General features: G+C 65.2%; 26 protein-coding genes. 19 read left to right on the top strand and 7 right to left on the bottom strand.

Annotation, left to right across the window (positions count from 1 at the left end):
* Positions 1 to 21 precede the first annotated feature (21 nt).
* The 5 genes from lepB to pyrE form a co-directional block, all read right to left on the bottom strand.
* Positions 22 to 912, bottom strand: a complete 891-nt coding sequence (gene lepB / locus ACLBKT_RS08425; protein WP_410182476.1) for a signal peptidase I — start codon at positions 910 to 912, stop codon at positions 22 to 24.
* Positions 913 to 921: 9 nt separating this feature from the next.
* Positions 922 to 1,326 carry a holo-ACP synthase gene (acpS, locus tag ACLBKT_RS08420; protein WP_410182475.1) on the bottom strand — a complete coding sequence of 135 codons (405 nt, stop codon included), beginning with the start codon at positions 1,324 to 1,326 and terminating at the stop codon, positions 922 to 924.
* A gap of 106 nt (positions 1,327 to 1,432) precedes the next feature.
* Positions 1,433 to 1,600 (bottom strand): hypothetical protein, encoded by a 168-nt coding sequence (locus ACLBKT_RS08415; RefSeq protein WP_410182474.1) that lies wholly within the window; start codon positions 1,598 to 1,600, stop codon positions 1,433 to 1,435.
* Positions 1,601 to 1,713: 113 nt separating this feature from the next.
* Positions 1,714 to 2,457, bottom strand: a complete 744-nt coding sequence (locus ACLBKT_RS08410; protein ID WP_410183669.1) for a pyridoxine 5'-phosphate synthase — start codon at positions 2,455 to 2,457, stop codon at positions 1,714 to 1,716.
* Positions 2,458 to 2,460: 3 nt separating this feature from the next.
* A complete protein-coding gene (gene pyrE, locus ACLBKT_RS08405; protein ID WP_410182473.1) occupies positions 2,461 to 3,042 on the bottom strand; it encodes an orotate phosphoribosyltransferase in 582 nt (193 codons plus the stop codon).
* Positions 3,043 to 3,286: 244 nt separating this feature from the next.
* Here pyrE and coxB point away from each other — a divergent pair, with 244 nt between their 5' ends.
* From coxB to ACLBKT_RS08325, 16 genes are all read left to right on the top strand, one after another.
* On the top strand, positions 3,287 to 4,306 hold the full coding sequence (coxB, locus tag ACLBKT_RS08400; protein WP_410182472.1) for a cytochrome c oxidase subunit II: 1,020 nt from the start codon (positions 3,287 to 3,289) through the stop codon (positions 4,304 to 4,306).
* A 37-nt stretch (positions 4,307 to 4,343) separates the two neighbouring features.
* A complete protein-coding gene (gene ctaD / locus ACLBKT_RS08395) occupies positions 4,344 to 6,062 on the top strand; it encodes a cytochrome c oxidase subunit I (protein WP_410182471.1) in 1,719 nt (572 codons plus the stop codon).
* 81 nt (positions 6,063 to 6,143) lie between these two features.
* Positions 6,144 to 7,070, top strand: coding sequence for a heme o synthase (locus ACLBKT_RS08390; RefSeq protein ID WP_410182470.1), 927 nt, complete (start codon positions 6,144 to 6,146; stop codon positions 7,068 to 7,070).
* Positions 7,067 to 7,198 (top strand): hypothetical protein, encoded by a 132-nt coding sequence (locus ACLBKT_RS08385; protein WP_286165987.1) that lies wholly within the window; start codon positions 7,067 to 7,069, stop codon positions 7,196 to 7,198. Before ACLBKT_RS08390 ends, ACLBKT_RS08385 begins: the two co-directional genes overlap by 4 nt.
* A complete protein-coding gene (locus tag ACLBKT_RS08380) occupies positions 7,198 to 7,797 on the top strand; it encodes a cytochrome c oxidase assembly protein (RefSeq protein ID WP_410182469.1) in 600 nt (199 codons plus the stop codon). Before ACLBKT_RS08385 ends, ACLBKT_RS08380 begins: the two co-directional genes overlap by 1 nt.
* 34 nt (positions 7,798 to 7,831) lie before the next feature.
* Entirely contained in the window at positions 7,832 to 8,701 is an 870-nt protein-coding gene (locus ACLBKT_RS08375) for a cytochrome c oxidase subunit 3 (RefSeq protein WP_410182468.1), read from the top strand.
* The gene (locus ACLBKT_RS08370; RefSeq protein ID WP_410182467.1) at positions 8,701 to 9,075 is read left to right on the top strand and encodes a DUF983 domain-containing protein; all 375 of its coding nucleotides are present in this window, start codon (positions 8,701 to 8,703) and stop codon (positions 9,073 to 9,075) included. The genes ACLBKT_RS08375 and ACLBKT_RS08370 overlap by 1 nt, the downstream gene beginning before the upstream one ends.
* On the top strand, positions 9,072 to 9,641 hold the full coding sequence (locus tag ACLBKT_RS08365; protein WP_410182466.1) for an SURF1 family protein: 570 nt from the start codon (positions 9,072 to 9,074) through the stop codon (positions 9,639 to 9,641). Before ACLBKT_RS08370 ends, ACLBKT_RS08365 begins: the two co-directional genes overlap by 4 nt.
* A 13-nt stretch (positions 9,642 to 9,654) precedes the next feature.
* Entirely contained in the window at positions 9,655 to 11,067 is a 1,413-nt protein-coding gene (gene thrC / locus ACLBKT_RS08360; RefSeq protein WP_410182465.1) for a threonine synthase, read from the top strand.
* A complete protein-coding gene (locus ACLBKT_RS08355) occupies positions 11,067 to 11,954 on the top strand; it encodes a class I SAM-dependent methyltransferase (RefSeq protein WP_410182464.1) in 888 nt (295 codons plus the stop codon). The genes thrC and ACLBKT_RS08355 overlap by 1 nt, the downstream gene beginning before the upstream one ends.
* A 105-nt stretch (positions 11,955 to 12,059) precedes the next feature.
* Complete coding sequence (locus tag ACLBKT_RS08350; protein ID WP_410183668.1) at positions 12,060 to 12,446, top strand: dihydroneopterin aldolase; 387 nt, start codon at positions 12,060 to 12,062, stop codon at positions 12,444 to 12,446.
* Between the two features lie 4 nt (positions 12,447 to 12,450).
* Positions 12,451 to 12,768 (top strand): Rossmann fold domain-containing protein, encoded by a 318-nt coding sequence (locus tag ACLBKT_RS08345; protein WP_410182463.1) that lies wholly within the window; start codon positions 12,451 to 12,453, stop codon positions 12,766 to 12,768.
* Entirely contained in the window at positions 12,761 to 13,828 is a 1,068-nt protein-coding gene (gene moaA / locus ACLBKT_RS08340; protein ID WP_410182462.1) for a GTP 3',8-cyclase MoaA, read from the top strand. The genes ACLBKT_RS08345 and moaA overlap by 8 nt, the downstream gene beginning before the upstream one ends.
* A gap of 1 nt (position 13,829) precedes the next feature.
* A complete protein-coding gene (locus ACLBKT_RS08335) occupies positions 13,830 to 14,081 on the top strand; it encodes a MoaD/ThiS family protein (protein ID WP_410182461.1) in 252 nt (83 codons plus the stop codon).
* Positions 14,081 to 14,542, top strand: a complete 462-nt coding sequence (locus ACLBKT_RS08330; protein WP_410182460.1) for a molybdenum cofactor biosynthesis protein MoaE — start codon at positions 14,081 to 14,083, stop codon at positions 14,540 to 14,542. The genes ACLBKT_RS08335 and ACLBKT_RS08330 overlap by 1 nt, the downstream gene beginning before the upstream one ends.
* A 69-nt stretch (positions 14,543 to 14,611) precedes the next feature.
* Positions 14,612 to 15,049: a hypothetical protein gene (locus tag ACLBKT_RS08325; protein WP_410182459.1), complete on the top strand. Its 438-nt coding sequence runs from the start codon at positions 14,612 to 14,614 to the stop codon at positions 15,047 to 15,049.
* A 52-nt stretch (positions 15,050 to 15,101) separates the two neighbouring features.
* Here the strand turns inward: ACLBKT_RS08325 and ACLBKT_RS08320 are convergent, their stop codons facing one another.
* Positions 15,102 to 15,791, bottom strand: coding sequence for a Crp/Fnr family transcriptional regulator (locus ACLBKT_RS08320; protein WP_410182458.1), 690 nt, complete (start codon positions 15,789 to 15,791; stop codon positions 15,102 to 15,104).
* The gene (locus ACLBKT_RS08315) at positions 15,788 to 16,288 is read right to left on the bottom strand and encodes a hypothetical protein (RefSeq protein ID WP_410182457.1); all 501 of its coding nucleotides are present in this window, start codon (positions 16,286 to 16,288) and stop codon (positions 15,788 to 15,790) included. Before ACLBKT_RS08315 ends, ACLBKT_RS08320 begins: the two co-directional genes overlap by 4 nt.
* 235 nt (positions 16,289 to 16,523) lie before the next feature.
* On the opposite strand from ACLBKT_RS08315, the gene rplU reads away from it, so the two are divergent.
* The 3 genes from rplU to ACLBKT_RS08300 all read left to right on the top strand — a co-directional run bounded on the left by rplU (position 16,524) and on the right by ACLBKT_RS08300 (position 17,936).
* Positions 16,524 to 16,904, top strand: coding sequence for a 50S ribosomal protein L21 (gene rplU / locus ACLBKT_RS08310; RefSeq protein WP_410182456.1), 381 nt, complete (start codon positions 16,524 to 16,526; stop codon positions 16,902 to 16,904).
* 14 nt (positions 16,905 to 16,918) lie between these two features.
* The gene (gene rpmA, locus ACLBKT_RS08305) at positions 16,919 to 17,188 is read left to right on the top strand and encodes a 50S ribosomal protein L27 (protein ID WP_068351314.1); all 270 of its coding nucleotides are present in this window, start codon (positions 16,919 to 16,921) and stop codon (positions 17,186 to 17,188) included.
* A gap of 211 nt (positions 17,189 to 17,399) precedes the next feature.
* Complete coding sequence (locus tag ACLBKT_RS08300) at positions 17,400 to 17,936, top strand: GNAT family N-acetyltransferase (protein WP_410182455.1); 537 nt, start codon at positions 17,400 to 17,402, stop codon at positions 17,934 to 17,936.
* Positions 17,937 to 17,950: the final 14 nt, after the last annotated feature.

The following is a 17,950-nucleotide window of genomic DNA, read 5'->3' as shown; positions in this document are numbered from 1 at the left end:
CTCAGTTCACCGTCGCACAGGTCACTTGGCCGCTGCACCTTCGGCCAGCGGCGGCCGCAGCGTGGTCCACGCCCGGTCACCGCGCAGGCTGGAGAACCAGCTCGCCGGGTTCCAGGTGGTTGACCCGTCGAGGCTGAAGGTGATGAATTCGGCCCGCCCGCCGATATTGGCCATCGGCACTGGCCCGCCGAGCCCGTCGGCAATCGCCAGCGCGCGGCTGTCGGCCGAGAGATCGCGGTTGTCCCCCATTACGAACACGCTGTCTTCCGGCACGGTGATCGGCCCGTAATTGTCGAGCTCCTGATCGCGGTAATCGATCGTCAGATAGGTCGCGCCATTGGGCAGGGTTTCGCGCCAGGTCGGCGGATCGAAATAGTCGCGCCCATCGGGGCCGGTCTTGCGGAAGGCTTCGAAGGCCTGAAGGCAGGGGCGCTCACCCGCGCCATCCTGACACATCAGCTCGGGCTCGAACGGGAGTCGCACCGCCGGCACCGCTTCGCGCTTGATGGCCTTGCCGTTGAGGATGATCTGACCGCCGCGCACTTCGATGGTATCGCCCGGCAGCGCGACCACGCGCTTGATGTAGTCGATGTCCTGATCCGGGTGCACCGGGATCACGATATCGCCATACTCCGGCGTCGAAGGGAGCACCCGCCAGTTGGCGCGGGGCAGGATGTGGAAGCTCGCCGAGGCCCATGACCAGCCATAGGGATACTTGCTTACCACTAGCCGGTCACCCACCCACAGGCTCGGCATCATCGAGGTTGAGGGGATGTAGAACGGCTTGGCAACCAGACTGTGAAACGCCAGCACGGCGAGCAGCATCAGCCCGAGCCCTCGGATTTCGGCGAGCCAATTGACCTTGTCCGGGGTGCTGCTGTCAGTCACGGGCGGGCTTTCGATTGTTGCCATGGGAGCGGCCTAGATCAGGGGGATGGCTTCGATGATCACAAAGGCCTGGGCCCACGGGTGATCGTCAGTCAGGGTTAAGTGAATGCGCGCCTCATGGCCTTTCGGCGTGATTTCTTCAAGCCGCAAAGCCGCGCCGCCGGTGAGCGCCAGCGTCGGCGCGCCCGAGGGAGCGTTCACCACGCCGATGTCCTTCATGAACACGCCCCGCTTGAACCCGGTGCCGACCGCCTTGGAGAAGGCCTCCTTGGCGGCGAAGCGCTTGGCGTAGGTGCCGGCGATGGTGAAAGGGCGGCGGCGGGCCTTGGCGATTTCGGTTTCGGTGAAGACGCGGTTCTCGAACCGCGCACCATAGCGCTCGAGCGAATTGGCGATCCGTTCGATGTTGCAGAGGTCGGAGCCCATGCCGATGATCACGACGTTTTCCTTCCCTTGTCATCCCCGCGCAGGCGGCGATCCAGCTTGTTCTGGCGTCGGAGAGGCTGGATCCCCGCCTGCGCGGGGATGACGGGAATGGGATTGATCACTTGAACGCCCTAATCATAACGGCGATGAGCAACCCTACGGCGACCACATGCAGCATCACCTGTGACTTGAAGAGCGGGTGCGCAAAATCGCCCTTCGCCATCTTGAGCGCGCCGACATAGCCGAAGATCATCAGCGCCAGCCAGCCGACCGCGAAAACGACCATGACCTGCGCATTGAGCGCAAAGCCGAGAAAGCCGACTGCCAGCAGGAACAGCGCGCAGGCCGCAAGGGCCCAGCGCTTCTGTTCACCGGTCAGGGCAGGCAGGTCAGGCTCGCTCAGCGCACTTCATCCATCAATTCGCGCATCCGGCGGATCGCAGTCTCGAGGCCGACGAAGACGGCCTCTCCGATCAGGTAGTGACCGATGTTGAGTTCTGCAATTTGCGGGATCGCGGCAATCGGCTGGACGTTTTCGAAGGTGAGGCCGTGGCCCGCGTGGGGTTCGATCCCGTTCTTGGCGGCGAGCGCGGCCATGTCGGTGATGCGGCGAAGTTCGCGCTCCACCCGGTCACGGTCGCCATCGAGGAAGGCGTGGGCATATTCGCCGGTGTGAAACTCCACCACCGGCGCGCCGAGACGCAGCGCAGCGTCAAGCTGCCGCTCGTCGGCCTCGATGAACAGCGACACACGAATGCCCGCCGCGCGCAGTTCCTCGGCAATCGGGGCAAGGGTGTTGTGCATTCCTGCCGCGTCGAGGCCGCCTTCGGTGGTGCGCTCCTCGCGCTTTTCGGGGACGATGCAGGCGGCGTGGGGCTTGTGACGCAGGGCGATGGCCAGCATTTCGGGCGTCGCGGCCATTTCGAGGTTCAGCGGCAGATCGGTCGCCGCCTGGATGCGGGCGAGGTCCTCGTCGCGGATATGGCGGCGGTCTTCGCGCAGGTGCGCGGTGATGCCGTCACCGCCGACGCTCGCTACGATCTCGGCCGCGCGCACCGGATCGGGATGATCCCCGCCGCGCGCGTTCCTGATGGTCGCGACGTGATCGATGTTGACGCCGAGTCTGAGGTGTGAAGGGGTCAGGGTCTATTCCTTCCGGCTGCCGGGCTTGGTCACTTCTACGGCAGCCAGCGCCGCGGGGATGTCGTTTTCGTCATAGGTCGGGAAATCAATGGCGAGCAGCGGGTAGAATGGCACGCCCAGATCGACCGACCCGCAAGACCGGTCGATGATGGCGCATTCGGCGATCACCTCGCCGCCCTCGCGCGCCACGGCGGCGATGGCTTCGCGGCTGGAGAGGCCGGTGGTGACGACGTCCTCGACCATAAGCACCTTGGTGCCCTTCGCCAGAGCGAAGCCGCGGCGCAGGTGAAACACGCCTTCGGGCCGTTCGAGGAACAGCGCGTCCTTGCCGAGCGCGCGGCCGACCTCGTGGCCGATGATGATCCCGCCCATCGCCGGGGAGACGACAACATCCACCTGATAAAGCACTTCGGCAGGGATGCCCGCCACAACCGCTTCAGCCAGACGTGCAGCGCGCGCGGGGTTCATCAGCACCCGGGCGCATTGGAGATAATGGCCGCTATGCCGACCGGACGACAGCTTGAAATGCCCTTCGAGCAGAGCGCCCGAGGCCCGGAACTCGGCCAGAACTTCATCTTGCGTCACGGAGGAACCCCCTAGAAAACATGAAAGAAAGCGCCGACTTGCGTTGGCGACATGGAGCCTTGCATAATTTTCTCCCTAGAAGCGCTTGAGGCCCTCGGCAAGCGGGGCTAAGGGCAGGATTGAAGCTGGCCCTTGGGCTGGCCAAACGCTGTCTGCACCAAGTCTCGAGGGGGCTGAGTGGTGGGCGGTATGGGATCAGATTAGAACCACTTGGACACATGTGATGGGTCAAAGGCACACCCGTATGAAAAATGCTATTCTGGCAGCGATCGCTGCCGGGCTCGCGGCGTTCGCTCCGCTAAGCGTTGCGGCGCAGGACGCGCCGACGACCACTCCGGTTGAAGCGACGGCCCCGGCGGCCGAAGCAGCCCCTGCGGCAGCCGCGGCCGCTGACGCTGCGCCCGCCGAAGCGGCAAGCACCTATACCCCGATGGCTCCGACCAAGGGCAAGGGGATGCCGACGTCCTACGACGACGATGCGCTTCAGAGCATGACCTTCCAGGATCAGTATTCCGAAAACGGCAAGTACGCCCAGTGGATGCATGACGGCATCCTGATGCCGGTGATCACCGCGATCAGCCTGCTGGTGCTCGGCCTGCTGCTCTATGTGGTGGTGCGGTTCAACCGTCGCCGCAACCCGGTCGCTTCGCGCACCACGCACAACACCGCAATCGAAGTGATCTGGACGATTGTTCCGGTGATCATCCTGGTGGTCATCGCTGTGCCGTCCATCACGCTGCTGGCCCGCCAGTATGAAACCCCGCCTGCCGACGCGGTCACCATCAAGGCGACCGGTTATCAGTGGTACTGGGGCTACACCTATCCCGATCACGGCGAGATCGAGGTGATCTCGAACATGCTTGATGAAGGCGAGGCAGTGCGCCGGGGTGAGCCCGGTCAGCTGGCGGTCGACAACCGCATGGTCGTTCCGGCTGGCGTGCCGCTGCGCATCCAGACCACCGCGAGCGACGTGATCCACGCCTTTGCCGTGCCGTCGCTGTGGTTCAAGATGGACGCCGTTCCGGGCCGCCTCAACGAAAAGCTGCTGACCATTGAGGAGCCGGGCGTGTATTACGGCCAGTGTTCCGAGCTTTGCGGTGCGCGTCACGCCTACATGCCGATCGCCATCGAAGCGCTTCCCCCGGCTGAATTCGCCGCTTGGGTGAAGGCCCAGGGCGGCTCGATGCCGGGCGAAGAAGCGGCGGCTCCGGCTGCTGCGCCCGCTGCCGATGCTGCCGCCGCCGCTCCGGCTGCGGCCCGCTGAGACTGAACAAGAGATAGAAGCAGAAGAGTAGCTGACCATGGCAACCACCGCAGAAGGCTTCGACGCCCACCACGATCACGGGCATGGGCATGACGCCCACGACCACGCGGACCACAAGCCGGGCTTCTTCGCCCGGTGGTTCATGTCGACCAACCACAAGGACATCGGCACGATGTACCTGATCTTCGCGATCATCGCGGGGATCGTCGGGGGTGCCATCTCGGGCATCATGCGTGTCGAGCTGCAGGAGCCGGGCATCCAGTACCTGCAGTGGTGGGCCCAGTTCATGGGCGGCGGCAATGATCTGAACACCGCGCTCCACATGTGGAACGTGTTCATCACCGCGCACGGCCTGATCATGGTGTTCTTCATGGTCATGCCGGCGATGATCGGCGGCTTTGGCAACTGGTTCGTGCCGCTGATGATCGGCGCGCCGGACATGGCCTTCCCGCGCATGAACAATGTTTCCTTCTGGCTGACCGTGGCGGGCTTCTTCTCGCTGCTGTTCTCGCTGTTCGTGCCTGGCGGCACAGGCCCGGGTGCGGGCACCGGCTGGACGGTCTATGCGCCGCTGTCGACCAGCGGTTCGGTCGGCCCCGCGGTGGACTTCGCGATCTTCTCGCTGCACCTTGCGGGCGCGGGCTCGATCCTGGGTGCGACCAACTTCATCACCACCATCTTCAACATGCGCGCGCCGGGCATGACGCTGCACAAGATGCCGCTGTTCGTGTGGTCGGTGCTGGTCACTGCCTTCCTGCTGCTGCTGGCGCTGCCGGTGCTCGCCGCCGCGATCACCATGCTGCTGACCGACCGCAACTTCGGCACCACCTTCTTCAACCCGGCTGGTGGCGGCGACCCGGTGCTCTACCAGCACCTGTTCTGGTTCTTCGGCCACCCCGAGGTCTACATCATGATCCTGCCGGGCTTCGGCATGATCTCGCAGATCATCGCCACCTTCTCGAAGAAGCCGGTGTTCGGCTATCTCGGCATGGCCTACGCGATGGTTGCGATCGGTGTCGTCGGCTTCATCGTCTGGGCGCACCACATGTACACCGTCGGCCTCGACGTGAACACGAAGATGTACTTCACCGCCGCCACCATGGTGATCGCCGTGCCGACCGGCGTGAAGATTTTCAGCTGGATCGCGACGATGTGGGGCGGCAGCCTCAGCTTCAAGTCGCCGATGGTCTGGTCGATGGGCTTCATCTTCCTGTTCACCGTGGGCGGCGTGACCGGCGTGGTGCTCGCCAACGGCGGGATCGACGACAACCTGCACGACACCTACTACGTCGTGGCGCACTTCCACTACGTGCTGTCGATGGGCGCGGTGTTCTCGATGTTCGCCGGCTTCTACTACTGGTTCCCGAAGATGAGCGGGCGGATGCACTCCGAGCTGCTGTCGCACATCCACTTCTGGACCTTCTTCATCGGCGTGAACGTGATCTTCTTCCCGCAGCATTTCCTCGGAATGCAGGGCATGCCGCGTCGTTACCCTGACTATGCCGAGGCCTACACCTACTGGCACCAGATCAGCACCCTCGGGTACTACATCATGGCCGGTTCGATGGTGTTCTTCTTCGTCAACATTCTTTACTCGCTGCTGGCGGGCAAGAAGGCCGAGGCGAACCCCTGGGGCGAAGGCGCGACGACGCTCGAATGGACGCTGCCGAGCCCGCCGCCCTACCACCAGTTCGAAACGCTGCCGGTCATCACCGACGCGCATGACTACCACGATCACCGTCCGGTGACGGCCTGATCGGCTCCTTCACCGGAGCATAGGACAAGGGGGAGCGCGGGCCTTGGTCTCGCGCTCCTTCGCAATGGAACCGATGGAATAATGGCAAGCACCGCACCCACGACTGCCGCGACAATGCCCACGGAATGGCGTGATTTCTTCACGCTGACCAAGCCGCGGGTGATGACGCTGGTGATCTTCACCGCGATCTGCGGTGTGCTGGCGGCGCCGGGCTCGATCCATCCGGTGCTGGGCTTCACCGCGATCCTCGCCATCGCGATGGGCGCGGGCGGCTCGGCAGTGCTCAACATGTGGTGGGAAGCCGACCTCGACGCAGGGATGAGGCGCACGATGAACCGTCCGCTCCCCGGCGGACGGATGCGGCGCGAGGATGCGCGCGATTTCGGGATTTTCCTGTCGGCGGTATCGGTTGGCCTGATGGGCGTGGCGATCGGCTGGCTGGCGGCGTCGCTGCTGTTCGGTGCGATCATCTACTACGCGGTGATCTACACGATGTGGCTGAAGCCGCGCACGCCGCAGAACATCGTCATCGGCGGCGGCGCGGGTGCCTTCCCGCCGCTGATCGGCTGGGTTGCGGTGACGGGCGAGATCACCGCTATGCCGATCCTGCTGTTCGCGATTATCTTCTTCTGGACCCCGCCGCACTTCTGGGCGCTCGCCCTGTTCGTGCAGTCTGACTATGCCAAGGTCGGCATTCCGATGCTGCCGGTGGTCGCGGGCGAAAAGCCGACGCGCCGCCAGATCATGCTATACACCGTGCTGCTCGCCCCCATCGCCATCGCGCCCTGGGCCATCGGCGGGACGAGCTGGATCTACGGCTCGGTCGCGGTGGTGCTTTCGGTGCTGTTCGTAGTGCTGGCGATGCCGGTGTTCACCCGGATGCGCGCCGAGGTTGACGCCATGACGCCCGAAAAGACCCTGTTCAAGTTCTCGATCGTCTATCTCTTCGTGCTGTTCGCCGCGCTGGTGGCAGACCGCGTGGCGGCCTATCTGGGGTGGATCGCATGACGCCCGAAGAAGAGCGCGAGTTCCTGCGCCGCCGCAAGGCGCGCAACTGGGTCGTAGCGGGCACGCTGATCTTCTTTGTGGTGCTGTTCTACGCCATCACCATCGTGCGCATCGGAGGCCAGAGCTGATGGCTACCCTGCCGCCCGTTGCCGACGATTCCGCTCGCCGCAATCTGCGCGTGGGGCTGATGGCGTTTGCGGGCGCGCTGGCGATGTTGGGGCTGGGCTATGCTTCGGTGCCGCTCTATCGCCTGTTCTGCCAGGTAACGGGGTTCGGCGGGACCACAATGCAAGCGACCGAGAGCGACGCCGCGCGCGCAGCCACGCTCGCCACCGGCCAGACGATCTCGATCCGCTTCGACGCGTCGGTCCCGGCGGACATGCCGTGGAGCTTCCACCCCAGCGCACCGACCGACACCGTCACCATCGGTGAACGCGACATTGCCACCTATGTCGCCCGCAACCTCGGCTCCACCCCGGTGACCGGGATGGCGACCTTCAATGTCACGCCGGAACAGGCGGGCAAGTATTTCAACAAGATCCAGTGCTTCTGCTTTACCGAGCAGACATTGCAGCCCGGGCAGGAAGTGACCATGCCGGTGCTCTACTATGTAGATCCGGCGATGCTGGACGATCCGAACATGCAGGGCGTCGAACAGATCACGCTCAGCTACACTTTTCACCGCGCCAAGGACCCGGTAAACCCGGCGTCCACCGGCACCAACTGAACCTTCAAGCACAACCCAGGGACGGGAACGACCAATGGCTGGCAAGGCAAACCACGATTACCACATTCTTGAACCCGATATCTGGCCGCTGATCGGCTCGTTCTCGGCGCTCACCTTCACCAGCGGCATGGTGCTGAGCTTCCACCCCGATCTGTTCGGCTCGTCCGCCAGCATCGTGATGTGGGCAGGGCTCGCCGGTCTGATCGCGACCTTCTTCATGTGGTTCAAGAACATCGTCATCGAAGCGCAGCGCGGCGACCACACTCCTGTGGTGCAGCTGCACATGCGCTACGGCATGATCCTGTTCATCGCGTCCGAAGTGATGTTCTTCGTCGGTTGGTTCTGGAGCTTCTTCGACTTCGCGCTGTTCCCGACCCCGCTGGCCTATGACCACACGACCGGCGCGACGACCAGCCTGTTCGGCGAAGCGGGCGCGATTGCGGCCTTCATCCCTGAAGGGATGGAAGTGCTCGATCCCTTCGCGCTGCCGCTGCTCAACACGCTGATCCTGCTGTGCTCGGGCACGACGGTCACCTGGGCGCATCACTCGCTGATTCATGGCGACCGCGTGGGTCTCAAGCAGGGCCTTTGGGCGACCATCGCGCTTGGCGTGCTGTTCAGCTCGATCCAGGCTTATGAATACAGCGCCGCGCCCTTCGGCTTCGGCGGGAACACCTATTCAAGCGCCTTCTACATGGCGACCGGGTTCCACGGTTTCCACGTCTTGATCGGGACGATCTTCCTCGCTGTGTGCCTTTACCGCGCCTATCTCGGCCACTTCACCCCGCGCCAGCACTTCGGCTTCGAAGCGGCGGCATGGTACTGGCACTTCGTCGACGTGGTGTGGCTGTTCCTGTTCGTCGCCATCTACGTGTGGGGCGGCTGGGGCGCTGAATACCACTAATGAACGCGGACTCCGGTCCGACGGAAAAGCAGGGGCAGCCGGGATTGGTCTCGGCTGCCCTTTCCGGTTTGTGCCCCCGGTGCGGCGCCAAGACCCTGTTCGCCGCGCCCGCGGCACTGGCTGAGACCTGCGCGAATTGCGGGCTCGACATCGTCAGCCTGGAACGCGGCGGGCGCTTCGTGGGCGTGGTGACCATGCTGCTCGCGCTGGTCCTGATTCTGGCTGCTCTTGGCGTCGACGAATGGCTCCGGCCGCCGATCTGGGCCTCATTGATGTTCTGGGGCCCGGTGACGGTCGGCGCGGTGATCTTTGGCCTGAGGTTCTACAAGACCATGTGGGTCTACCACCAATACGAAGAGAGCCAGCAGCCATGACCCGCCGTATCCCGATAGTCTCGACCATCGTCGTGATTGCGGCTGTGCTGACGATGGTGGGGCTGGGCATCTGGCAGCTCGGCCGCAAGACCGAGAAAGAGGCCCTGATTGCGCAGTATCAGGCGGCCTTGCAGGACGACACTCTGGTGCCTTGGCCCGCTCCTGCCGATTACACCCGCGACCTGTTCCGCCGCACAACGATCAATTGCCTTGCCGTGCGCGGCACCGATCCGATTTCCGGCAAGTCCGCCACGGGCCGCTCGGGCTGGGTGCATATTGCGCGGTGCAGCCACACAGGCGGGGGTGAGGCCGACGTTACGATCGGCTGGTCGCGCTCGCCCGAGTCCCCGCAATGGAGCGGCGGCCCGGTGACGGGACGCATCGCGAACTATGGCGACACCATCCGGCTCGTCGCCGAAACGCCGCAAGCCGGGCTTGAGCCGCTCGCCAAGCCTGATCCGGGCGACCTGCCCAACAACCACCTTGCCTATGCCGGGCAGTGGTTCTTCTTCGCCCTGACCGCGCTGGTCATCTACGTGCTGGCATTACGCCGCCGCCGCAGCTAGGCGCTGTTCGCATATGCAATACGTCTCGACACGCGGGAGCGCACCGGCGCTCGATTTCGAAGGGGTCACGCTCGCAGGGCTGGCCAGCGATGGTGGCCTCTATGTGCCCGCCGAATGGCCGCGTTTCTCGGCTGACGAGATCAGGGCGATGCGCGGCCTCGCCTATCCTGATCTGGCGGCGCGGATCATGGCGCCGTTTGTCACGCCCAGCCTGACCGAGGATGAGCTGCTCGCCCTGTGCCACACAGTCTATGGCGATTTCGGCCACGCCGCCGTCACGCCATTGGTGCAGCTCGATCAGCAGCACTGGCTGCTCGAACTGTTCCACGGCCCCACGCTCGCCTTCAAGGACGTGGCGCTGCAATTGCTGGGCCGGCTGTTCGAGACCTTCCTTGAGCGGCGGGGTCAGCGCCTCACCATTGTCGGCGCGACCAGCGGGGACACGGGCTCGGCCGCGATTCAGGCGGTGGCCGGGCTGGAGCGTGTCGAGATCTTCATGCTCCACCCCAGCGGGCGGGTCAGCGACGTGCAGCGCCGCCAGATGACCACGGTGCTGAGCCCCAACGTCCACAACCTCGCCATCGACGGCAGCTTCGATGATGCGCAGGCGCATGTGAAGCGGATGTTCAATGATCGGGATGTAACCGCCACGCTCAACCTCGGCGCGGTCAATTCGATCAACTGGGCGCGGCTGATGGCGCAGGTGGTCTATTACTTCGCCAGCGCGCTGCAACTCGGCGCGCCTGACCGGACGGTGGCCTATTCTGTGCCGACCGGCAATTTCGGGGACGTGTTCGCGGGTTATGTCGCGGCGAAGATGGGTCTGCCGATCGAGAAACTGATCGTCGCCACCAACATCAACGACATCCTCCACCGCGCGCTGTCCAGCGGGGATTATTCGGCGGGCGGGGTGACGCCGACGATCACGCCGTCGATGGATATTCAGGTCTCCTCCAACTTTGAGCGCCTGCTGTTCGATGCAGGCGGCCGCGACGGGGCGGCGATGGCCGAGCAGATGCGCGCCTTTGAAGCCTCCAAGGCGATGCATCTGACCAACGCGCAGGCCAAGGGCGCGGCGGCGCTCTTCACCAGCGCCCGGGCCGACCAGGTCGAGACCGCCCGTGCGCTGCAATGGGCCTATCGTTCGGCCGGGCAAGTGATCGACCCGCACACCGGCGTCGGCCTCCACTGCGCGCAGGCCGTTGCCGCGAGCGTGCCGGTGGGCGTTCCCATCGTCACCCTCGCCACCGCGCACCCCGCCAAGTTCCCCGACGCGGTCGAGCGCGCCGTCGGCGTCCGCCCCTCGCTGCCCGCGCGGGTCGGCGATCTGTTCGGTCGGGAAGAGAGCTTCATCGCGCTGGCCGGTGATTATGCCACCACCCGCGACCATGTGCTGAGCCACGCGGCCTCGACCAGCGCCAGCTAATGGCTGAGCTCATTCAGCAACCGCTGGTGATGGAGTGCACCGGGTGGGACGGGTACCGCCTGCTCGACAGCGGGCTGGGGCGCAAGTGGGAGGCCTTTGGCCAGCGCGCCTTCATTCGCCCCGAACCCCAGGCAATGTGGCACCCGCGACTACCCGACTGGCCCGCAGCAGGCGAGTTCATCCCCGGCTCGGACGAGGATGGCGGCGGCCGCTGGCAATTCCGCGAGCGCCTGCCCGACGATGGCTGGCCGCTGGCGTGGAACGAGGTGCGCTTCACTGCGCGCCCGACCCCCTTCCGCCACCTGCAATTCTTCCCCGACATGGCGCCGGTGTGGGACTGGATGCGCCAACAGCTGGGCGACATGACCGAGGCGGAAACGCTCAACCTGTTCGGCTATACCGGCCTTGGCACGTTGGCGCTATCGCGGCACGGCAAGGTCACCCATGTCGATGCCTCGAAGAAATCCGTGGCGCAGGCGCGCGAGAACGCTCTGCTGTCGGACATGGCGGAACGTCCGATCCGCTGGCTGACCGATGACGCCGCCAAATTCACCGCGCGTGAGGTCCGGCGCCAGAAACGCTATGACGGGATCATCCTTGATCCCCCCAAGTTCGGGCGCGGGCCGGATGGCGAAGTGTGGCGGCTGGAGGAACACCTCGCCGGGCTCGTCACCGATTGCGCGCGGCTGCTCGATAATGACAGCCGGTTCCTGTTCCTCACCGTCTATGCCGTTCGGATGAGCAGCCTTGCGATTGCGGGTCTGCTGGAAGAGGCACTGTCGCACCTGCCAGGCCGGATCGAGCATGGCGACCTCGCCGTACGGGAGGAGGGGGAGGGTGGCAGGCTGCTCCCCACTGCGATCTTCGCGCGGTGGTCGAACGCCTGACGGACCCACCCCTGACCCCTCCCGCTTGCGGAAGGGGTCAGGGGTGGGCCTGTCCGAATGCCGCAACACTGGACACCGCGCCCCCATCCTGCCAACGGCCTCGCGATGCGCGATACCCTCACCCTTGAAGTCAATGATCTCGTCGTCGATGTCCTGACCGGCATCTATTCCGAAGAGACCGGCAAGCCGCAGCCGCTGCGCATCTCGATCGCGGCGCGGTACCAGATCGCGGATCGCTACGAACCCGACACGCCGCTCGATGCGTCCAAGAATTACATGGACCTGAAGTTCGCTGCCTCGGGCGGATTGCCGCAGGGGGTGCATTTCAAGCTGATCGAGGCGGTGGCGGATCACATCTGCACCACGCTCTTCGTGCAGGACGCGCGGGTAGAGGCGGTGACGGTCAAGATCGTCAAGCTCGCCATTGCCGAAGCGGAGGAACAGATCGGCATCACCCTGCATCGTGAACGGCCTGCGGCCCACGGGGCGTGAGCCGATGATGCGGCTGATCGAGGTCGGACGGTTACCCGACAACGCGCTCGACGCGGCAGCCGCGTTCATGGCCTTCCACCTTGAAGGCGCCCGTGCAGCCTTGGCGGAGGCGCAGACCACAGCGATCGCGATCATCCTGCCGCCCGCCGCGCACGATCACCGCGACTGGCGCCTGGCGCTCGCCCGCGATCTGGCCCGCGAGGCGGCACCCAAGCGGGTCAATCTTGTTGCTGGCCCTGACGGCGAGGCGCGCGCGGCGACGTTACGCTTTTTGTCAGATGCACCCGGGGTGACAGGGCAGTATCTCGTGTGCCATGAATGACAATGTGCCGCGCCATCCGCCTCGCAAGCCTGATCTGATTGTTCTGCGCGACGTGGCGGACAGCGCGCCGCCGCTTGTCGACAGCTTCCAGCGCCGCATCACCTACCTGCGCCTCTCGGTGACAGACCGCTGCGACCTTCGGTGTTCCTATTGCATGCCCGAGCGGATGACCTTCCTGCCCAAGAAGGAGGTGCTCACCCTTGAGGAGCTTTACGATCTTGCCACCGGCTTCATCGCCCGCGGCGTCACCAAGATCCGCATCACCGGGGGCGAGCCGCTGGTGCGGCGGGACATCATCGACCTGTTCACCGCGCTGGGCCGCAGGCTGGGGCATGATCTGGCCGAACTGACGCTGACCACCAACGGGACCCAGCTGGCCGAGCATGCCGAGGCGCTGGCCAAGGCAGGGGTGCGGCGGGTCAATGTCTCGCTCGATACGCTCGACCGCGCGAAGTTTGCCGAACTCACCCGGCGCGACATGCTGCCGCAGGTGCTCGAAGGGATCGCGGCGGCCAAGGCGGCGGGGCTCAAGGTCAAGCTCAACGCCGTGGCGCTGAAGGGCGTCAACGAAGGCGAATTGCCCGATCTGATCGCCTGGGGCCATGCGCAGGGCCACGATGTGACACTAATCGAAGTCATGCCGCTGGGCGATGTTGAGGAAGAACGGCTCGACCAATATCTCCCGCTTGATGATGTCCGCGCCGCGTTGGCGCAGCGCTGGACGCTCAAGGACATGGCCTTTTCGACCGGCGGCCCGGCCCGCTATGTCGAGGTGGCCGAGACCGGGGGCAGGCTGGGCCTCATCACCCCGCACACCAACAATTTCTGCTCCGGCTGCAACCGGCTGCGGGTGACGGCCACCGGCCAGCTTTACCCTTGCCTCGGCGGGGGCGAACGGGTCGATTTGCGCGCCGCGCTGCGCTCTGACGCACCGGAGGAGAACCTCGCCGCCGCCTTGAACGAGGCGCTGCGGATCAAGCCCGAAAAGCACCATTTCCGCATGGACCAGCGCGGGGCCGCCCCGGCGACTGCGCGGCATATGTCGATGACGGGGGGCTGAGTTGGCCACCATCGTGATGCTCGGCAAGCTCGCCGATCTGGCAATGGCGTCGACCATCGACCTGCCGCTGCCGCTGTCCAAGCCGCTCGATTGGGAGGGGCTCAAGGCCGCGCTCCCGCCTGCTCTGGCAGATGCGCTGGACGATCCGCGCATCCGCGTGGCGATCAACGGCGCGCTGCTGCCCAACAAGCTGAAGATGCAGGCCGGCGCGGGTGACGAGATCGCGCTGCTGCCGCCGGTATCGGGGGGCTGATGCGCGACATCCGCCTGCTCGACCAGATGTTCCTGCCCGGCACGCTGATCGGCCCGTTCACGCAGGCCAACAAAGGGCTGGGTGGGGTGTGCACCTTTGTGGGCGAGGTGCGGTGTGATGAAGGCGTCGAGGCGCTGGAGCTTACCCATTACGAGCCGCTGACCCTGCCGGGGATGCACGCTCTGGCTGACCGGGCGTTCGAGCGGTTCACGCTGATGGGGTTGCTGATGGTTCACCGGGTCGGCCAGATGCGCCCCGGGGAGCCGATCGTCTGCGTCTCCGCCGCCGCGCTCCACCGCCGCGACGCGATCGACGCGGTCGATTTCTGCATGGACCATCTCAAGAGCGCCGCATGGTTCTGGAAGCGCGAGAAGCGCGCCAAGGAGGGCGGGGGCTCCGAATGGCACTGGATCGAACCGCGCGAGCAGGATCACAGCGATCTCGCCCGCTGGCAAAGCTGATTTGATCCCGGTCAAAGCGAGGCGCTGCGCCGCCCGCTAATCATGCCTCCAACATCAAGGAGGATCACCATGAGCCACATCGTCCACAACCTGATCGCCCGCGGCGATGCCCGCGTTGTTGCCGGGCCGGTCGAAGCGCCCGTCCGCCACCAAGTCGAAGGCGACCGCAATTTCGGCCTCCCCACCGCGCTCTACGGTGCGACCGTGGCGGGCTATCTCGGGTTTCTGCTGGTGGTCGGCAGCGCCTTTGCCAACCCGGTGCTGGCGATCCCGATGGCGATTTTCGTGGTGTTCATCATTGCCGGTTTCGGCGTGCCCGCGCTGTGGACACGGCTGGCGGGCAACACCAGCGCGCCGCAGACCCTCGGCGAGTTCGAGGTGCGCGGCATTCAGACCCACACCGGGCGCCTCGCCGCGAAGGACGCGAGCATTCAGGTGCTGATCCTGCCGGTCCTGCTGGTGGTCTGGGGCCTCGCCGTGGCGGTGATCGCCGCGATTGTGACCTGACAAGCTCCCCTCGGGGCGGCAGCACCTCTCCCAAGCCGCCGCCCCGAACTCCTTACCTTCCCGAGATGTCCTGCAACATCGTCGCATCGAGCAGCGTGATGCCGCGCTTACCCTCGCGCCGGATCGCGCCCATGTCTTCCAATTCGCCCAGTTTGCGGCTCACCGTCTCGATGGTGAGGCCGAGCATATTGGCGATCTCGCCGCGGGTCAGCGGCAGTTCAAAGAACTTCGCGAGATGGCATGAGCTTTCGCTCGCCGCTGCGGCAAAATCGTGGAGCAGCGCCGCAAGCCGGGCTTCGGCGCTGGCATGGCCGGTGAGTTCGAGCAGATTGCGGGTCGCCAGCAGATCGGCCTGACTGCGGCGCAGCAGCGCGCGCGCCAGCGCGGGGTAATCCTCGATCGCGCGCTCGATATCGCGCTTGGCGAAGGTGCACAGGCGGCTTTCGGTCAGCGCCACCACATCGTGATGCGCAAAGGGGGCGAAGAGTTCGCCGATGAAGCCCGCCGGGTGGACGAGGGCGAGGATCTGCTCGTTCCCATCTTGGTCGATGGCCGAAACCTTGAGCGCACCCGATTGCAACGTGGCACAGGCAGCGTCTTCATCGCCGGCGGCAAACAGCATCTCGCCGCGCTTCAACGTGCGGGTGCGTCCGGCAGCGGCCATGGCGTTGCGCTCTTCCGGGGTGAGCACCGCACAGGCCGCGGTCTCGTTCACGGGGCAGGTGGTGCACGCGAGGTTCATGATCCCATAGCCTTCCACAGCCGCGCGATGCTCTCGTCCTCACGGCCGAGCAGGGCGGCGACTTCGGTTTGCGTCTGGCTGAGCGCCGGATCGGGGCTGAGCGTGGCGGCAGCCTCGGCGGCCAGCGTGTCGAGTGCAGCCAGCGTGGCGGCGGTCGCCCCACGTGTTGAGTCCAGATCGGCCAAGGCCACCATAGCGGCGGCGCGCGATGCGCTTTCGAACGGCTGTCCGGCGGCGCTGCGCACGAGTCGCCCTGCGTCATCCTCGCGGGCCAGAAAGGCCGCGTGCGAAGCGGCAGCAGCATCGCGCAATTCAGCGAGGCGGGCTGCGGGTGTCGCCGGGCGAATCACTTGCGGCGGGGCAGGGGTTTCGGGCGCAGGGCCGCGCTCGAACGGGCGCATCGCCAGCGAGGGATAGCGTCCCGCATCCGCAGCGCACCCCGTCAGCGCCGCAGCGAGCAGCACCACACCCAACGTATTTTTCGAATTTGCCTGCATAAAAATCCCATGTCCTGTTAGCATGACACCCGGGGATGGCAAAGAGACCTCACACCTGAGAGCGTGATCCTTTTCAGGCGGCTTTCCCATCAAGCGGGCGTTGACTTGGCCCCGCCTTTCCCCTAACGGCACGCATCTTTCCGGGGCTGCATCCGCGCATGCCTCGCATTGCCGTTCGGTTGGCTTGGCGTTTCCTGGCTGTTCCCGATTGGCTCAGACACGAGAGTATAAAGCCATGTTCGCTGTAGTGCGCACTGGTGGCAAACAGTACCGCGTTGCCGCCGGAGACAAGATTGCCGTTGAAAAGCTCGCTGGCGAAGCCGGTGACACCATCACGCTGGGCGACATCCTGCTCGCCGGCGAAGGCGACGATCTCGCCGATGTGAGCAAGGTGACCGTTTCGGCGGAAATCATCGCTCAGGCCAAGAGCGAGAAGGTGATCGTTTTCAAGAAGCGTCGCCGTCACAACTATCGCCGCAAGAACGGCCATCGCCAGCAGATGACCCTGCTGCGCATCACCGCCGTTGGTGCAGCCGAAGCCAAGCCCGCCAAGAAGGCGGCTGCGAAGAAGACCAAGACCGAAGCGCCGGCTGAAGCCGCGGCATCGGCCGAATAAGGAGCGACTGAACCATGGCACACAAGAAAGCAGGCGGTTCGTCGCGTAACGGTCGTGATTCGGCCGGTCGTCGCCTTGGCGTGAAGAAGTTCGGCGGTCAGGAAGTGATCGGCGGCAACATTATCATCCGTCAGCGCGGCACCCGCGTCTATCCCGGCGTCAATGTCGGCATGGGCAAGGATCACACGCTCTATTCGCTCGCCGAAGGCGTGGTGCGATTCCACTCGGGCAAGCTTGGCCGCAAATACGTCAGCGTAGATGCGATGGCCGAAGCCGCCGAATAAGCGGACGATTCGATAAAGGGATCGTCCGGCAAGGATGGTCCCGGCAGGTGCAAAACCTGCCACAAGAGGGAGACAGGACCGTCCTCGCCAGAGGGGGTCCGTCTCCCTTTTTGCTTTCTCCCTCACCTGCCGCGCGAATCACAAAGTTTCGCGGCCATGAAATTGTCATGCGTTGCCTCTAGGGGTGCGCCGGGCGAGGAAGGGAGTTCTCGTGTTCCATCGCAGCCACAGACTGTTCCTGAGACCCGCTTTCCCGGAGGATTGCGAGGCCATTCTGGCGGGAATCAATGACGAGGCGGTCGTGCGCAATCTGGCGCGCGCGCCCTGGCCCTATGGCATGGACGATGCGCGCGCCTTTGCTGCGCTGCCGCAGGATATGCGCCTGCCGCACTTCCTCGTGACTTTGCCCGGCGTCGGCGTGATCGGTTCGGCCGGGATGGGCGAGCATGAGGGCCAGCCCGAGATCGGCTACTGGATTGCGCGCGACCATTGGGGCCGCGGCTATGCTACCGAGGCAGCGGGCGCAGTGCTGCGGATTGCGCGCACGCTGGGTCACAGGCGGGTGACCGCGGGACACTTCGTCGACAACCCCGCCTCGGGCAAGGTGCTGCGCAAGCTTGGCTTCGTGCCGACGGGCCGGACGGGCGGTCGGCATAGTCTGGCGCGCGGCGGCGCGGTCGAATCGGTCGAGTACGCGCTCGATCTGGAGGCGGACATGGATCCGGCTCCATTTGCCCGCGCGGCCTGATCCGACGTCCTCGT

Origin of the sequence: Erythrobacter sp. W302b (assembly GCF_046452395.1) — a bacterium.
Taxonomy (GTDB): domain Bacteria; phylum Pseudomonadota; class Alphaproteobacteria; order Sphingomonadales; family Sphingomonadaceae; genus Erythrobacter.
The sequence above is the reverse complement of the archived record's forward strand: the minus strand, read 5'-3'. Positions and strand labels throughout refer to the sequence as shown.